General features: G+C 68.1%; 3 protein-coding genes and 1 pseudogene. 1 reads left to right on the top strand and 3 read right to left on the bottom strand.

The window, feature by feature from the left end; genetic code table 11:
• On the bottom strand, window positions 1-178 hold a 178-nt coding region (locus tag ENN83_RS01635), incomplete at its 3' end, for a transposase (protein ID WP_287183306.1).
• Window positions 179-180: 2 nt separating this feature from the next.
• Here ENN83_RS01635 and ENN83_RS01630 point away from each other — a divergent pair.
• A pseudogene (locus ENN83_RS01630) lies at window positions 181-369 on the top strand (DUF1194 domain-containing protein); the annotation flags it as partial.
• A gap of 127 nt (window positions 370-496) precedes the next feature.
• Here ENN83_RS01630 and ENN83_RS01625 read toward each other — a convergent pair.
• Both ENN83_RS01625 and ENN83_RS01620 read right to left on the bottom strand, forming a co-directional pair.
• Window positions 497-2,524 carry a M3 family metallopeptidase gene (locus ENN83_RS01625; RefSeq protein ID WP_287183305.1) on the bottom strand — a complete coding sequence of 676 codons (2,028 nt, stop codon included), beginning with the start codon at window positions 2,522-2,524 and terminating at the stop codon, window positions 497-499.
• 22 nt (window positions 2,525-2,546) lie between these two features.
• A partial coding sequence (locus tag ENN83_RS01620; protein WP_287183303.1) for an ATP-binding protein occupies window positions 2,547-3,695 on the bottom strand: 1,149 nt, incomplete at its 5' end.

The following is a 3,695-nucleotide window of genomic DNA, read 5'->3' as shown; positions in this document are numbered from 1 at the left end:
GCCGATAGCCGCCCATCTGCGCCGGGCTCACCGACCCGGTCTTTGCTGCGCGTTGCGCCCATTTCACCACGCTCGACGGCGCAACCCCGAACTGCGCGGCAACGCTACGGCAGCTCGATCCGGTTTGCATCGCTGCGACAACACGCTCCCGAAGATCGTCTGAATACGGTTTCGTCATCCATGCTGGCCTCCTTCACCAGTATGAATTCTGAATCACACAACGCACCGTATGGGAATCCTCTTTCGATTCAGAGAAAGCCTGAGCCGCTCTATTACGAGAACTGTGTGATCGGCGGGTCGGGCGCCTTTGTGCAGCCGGTGCAGGACCGGGCCGAATTCACTGATTCCGTCCGCCGCAAGCTGATGCGCGAGATCGCCGCTCTGCCACCGCCCGAGCCGGAACACCTGACCCGGGTGGCAGGCTATGACTGCATGATCGGCGAAAGGATGTGGCAGGAGCGCCGCCGGTTCTGGGGCGATCCCTGGGCGCGCCCCCTCAGGCCGCCGCGTCCAGCCCCCGCCCCTTCAGGAGCGCGTCGATCCCCGGCAGGCGGCCACGGAAGGCAACGTAAAGCGCGTCCGCTTCGGCCGTGCCCCCGGCCGAGAGGATATGCGCCTCCAGCGCGCGGGCGGTTTCGGGGTCGAACGGGTCGCCCGCCTCTTCAAAGGCCGCAAAGGCGTCGGCATCCATCACCTCGGACCACATGTAGGAATAATAGCCCGCAGCATAACCCCCGCCCGAGAAGACATGGGCGAAATGCGGCGTCGCGTGGCGCATCCCGATGGCCCGCGGCATGCCGATCGCCTGCAACACCTCGGCCTCGCGCTGGATCGGGTCGGCGGGCGGCGGACCTTCGTGGAAATCCAGATCGACCAGCGCCGAGGCGATGAACTCGACCGTCTGGAACCCCATGTCGAACTTCGCCGCCCCCAGCAGGCCGGTCAGCATGTCGGCGGGCATCGGCGCGCCGGTCTCGGCATGGGTAGCAAAGCGTTCCAGCACCTCGGGCACCTCAAGCCAATGCTCGTAAAGTTGGCTGGGCAGTTCAACGAAATCGCGCGCGACCGATGTGCCCGACAGGCTTTCATGGGTCACATCGCTCAGCATCTGGTGCAGCGCATGGCCGAACTCGTGGAACAGCGTGCGCGCGTCGTCCCAGGACAGAAGCGCAGGCCGCCCCTCGGCCGGTCTTGAGAAATTGCACACGTTCAACACATGCGGCCGGATCTCGCCCGCCAGCTTCTGCTGGGCGCGCAGCGCGGTGCACCAGGCGCCCGAGCGCTTGCCGGGCCGGGCGAAGTAATCGCCGATGAAGACCGCCATATGACGGCCCTCGCGCGTGACCTCCCAGGCGCGGGCGTCGGGATGGTGCAGCGTCACATCAAGCGGCGTGAACTCCAGCCCGAAAAGCCTGTGCGCACAGTCGAAGGCCGCCTCGATCATCCGGTCCAGTTGCAGGAAGGGTTTCAACTCGGCCTCGTCCAGTTCATGCTCGGCCATGCGCCGTTTCTCGGCATAGTAGCGCCAGTCCCAGGGCTCCAGCGGTGCGGGATGGCCGTCTTGGGTCAGCATCGCCTCCAGAATGGCCGCATCGGCCTCGGCCCGGGCCCGTGCCGGGGTCCAGACCGCCATCAGCAGATCGCGCACCGCTTGCGGGGTCTTGGCCATTTCGGTTTCCAGCTTGCCGGCGGCGAAACTGTCAAAGCCCAGCAGCGCCGCGCGTTCGGCCCGCAGCGCCAGCGTCTCGGCCACGATGGCACGGTTGTCGGTCGCGCCACCGCGCGCGCCGCGCGTCACCCAGGCCCGCCAGGCCCGTTCGCGCAGGTCGCGGCGGGAAGAGAATTGCAGGAAGGGCACGATCAGCGAGCGCGACAGCGTCACCACCGGCCCTGCAGCGCCCCGCTCGGCCCCGGCGGCGCGGGCGGCCTCGATCACGAAGCCGGGCAGCCCGTCCAGATCGGTTTCGGCCAGCGGCATCTTCCAGTCGCGTTCGTCGGCCAGCAGGTTCTGGGCAAACGCGGTGCCAAGCTCGGCCAGCCGCGTGTTGATCGCCCGCAACCGCGCGCGCCCGTCCTCGGCCAGCGCCGCGCCCGCGCGGATGAAATCGCGGTGCTTGACTTCAAGCAGGCGGGTCTGTTCGGGGGTCAGATCCAGCACCGCACGCCCCTGCCAAAGCGCGTCGATCCGCGCGAAAAGGGCGGCGTTCAGAACGACATCGGACGAGAACTCGGCGAGTTTCGGCGAAAACGCGCGTTGCAGCGCCTCGCGCTCGGGCGTGGAATCGACCGAGGCGAACAGGAAGAACACCGACAGCACGTCGGACAGCGTGCGCCCGGACAGTTCCAGCGCCTCGATGGTGTTGGCGAAATCGGGCGGTGCGGGATTGGCGGCGATGGCGTCGATTTCGGCCCGCGCCTCGGCCAGCGCGGCATCGAAGGCGGGGGCAAACTCCGCATCCGTGACGGCGGCGAAATCGGGCAGGTCAAAGGGCGCGGCGCGCGGCGCGAGCAGGGAATTGGTCATGGAGCCTCCGTTTGCCGCAAAGCTAGCCGGATCGGGGGGCGGCGCAAGCGGGATCCCGGTCACGACTATTCCGCAGCACAGCCGGCCGCGTCCGAACCGGGCACCCGCTGGGCCAGAAGCGCGGCCAGATGGCGACGCGCGACCGACCGCCCAGCCGGATCCGGCGGGTCGCCTCGACCCCGTCGAGCCGGGGCATGCTGACATCCATCAGGATCACGTCATAGGCACTCGCAAAGGCCATCTCGACGCCTTCGATACCGTCCGCGGCCTCGGTCACGTCATGGCCAAGACCTTCCAACATCGCCCGCGCGACGCGCCGGTTCGCGCGATTGTCCTCGACCAGAAGGATGCGCAGGGGGTCGGCGGCGAGACCCTCGGCGTCGGACGCTGCGGCGGGCAAGGCGCCGGGTGTGGGCCGGGCGGCAAGCGACAGCCGCACGGCAAAGGTGCTGCCAACGCCCGGCATGCTGTCGACCGCGATCACACCGCCCAGCAGCCGGACAAGCCGCGTGGTGATCGCCAGCCCCAGCCCGGTGCCGCCCACGCGGCGGCCATAGGTCGGATCGGCGGTGAAGAACTCGTCAAAGATGCGCCCAAGATCCCCGGGCGAAATCCCGATCCCGGCATCACGCACGGCTATCTCGACCCCATCGGTCATGCCGACGCGCGCAACGGCCAACGTTACCGTGCCGCCGCAGGTGAATTTCAGCGCGTCGCCGATCAGGTTGACAAGGATCTGGCGCAGCCGCCGCGGATCGCCTGTCACATGGCCCAGCCCGTCCCCGGTTTCCAGCACCAGCCGATTGTCGCCCGCCGCGCCGAGCGAGCCATGCGTCGCGACCGTTTCGGCCAGAAGCGCATCGAGCTCGAAAACCTCGGCATCCGCCGCCGCGCACCCCGAAATGCTGACCGAGATCTCGGCCGGGAATACCTCGCCAGTCTTGCGCCGCGCCTCCATCTCGACCCGGCCACCGGCGAAAAGCCGCAACTCGCCGGTTTCACGGAACCGTTCCATCCCGGCCTGAAGGCGGAGGCGGACACTTTCGGGCACGATCATCCCGTCCATGCACCGGCCGATGACCTCGTCGCGGCGAAACCCGAAGATCGCCTCGGCCGCCGGGTTGAAATCGAGGATGCGCCCCTCGCCATCGGCCACCACCACCGCGTCGAT

The organism is Rhodovulum sp. (genome assembly GCF_011048875.1).
Lineage (GTDB): Bacteria > Pseudomonadota > Alphaproteobacteria > Rhodobacterales > Rhodobacteraceae > Rhodovulum > Rhodovulum tesquicola.
The sequence above is the reverse complement of the archived record's forward strand: the minus strand, read 5'-3'. Positions and strand labels throughout refer to the sequence as shown.

Coding starts and splice junctions, on each gene's coding strand:
- ENN83_RS01625 (WP_287183305.1), bottom strand. CDS start 2,524: ATGACCAATTCCCTGCTCGCGCCGCGCGCCGCGCCCTTTGACCTGCCC.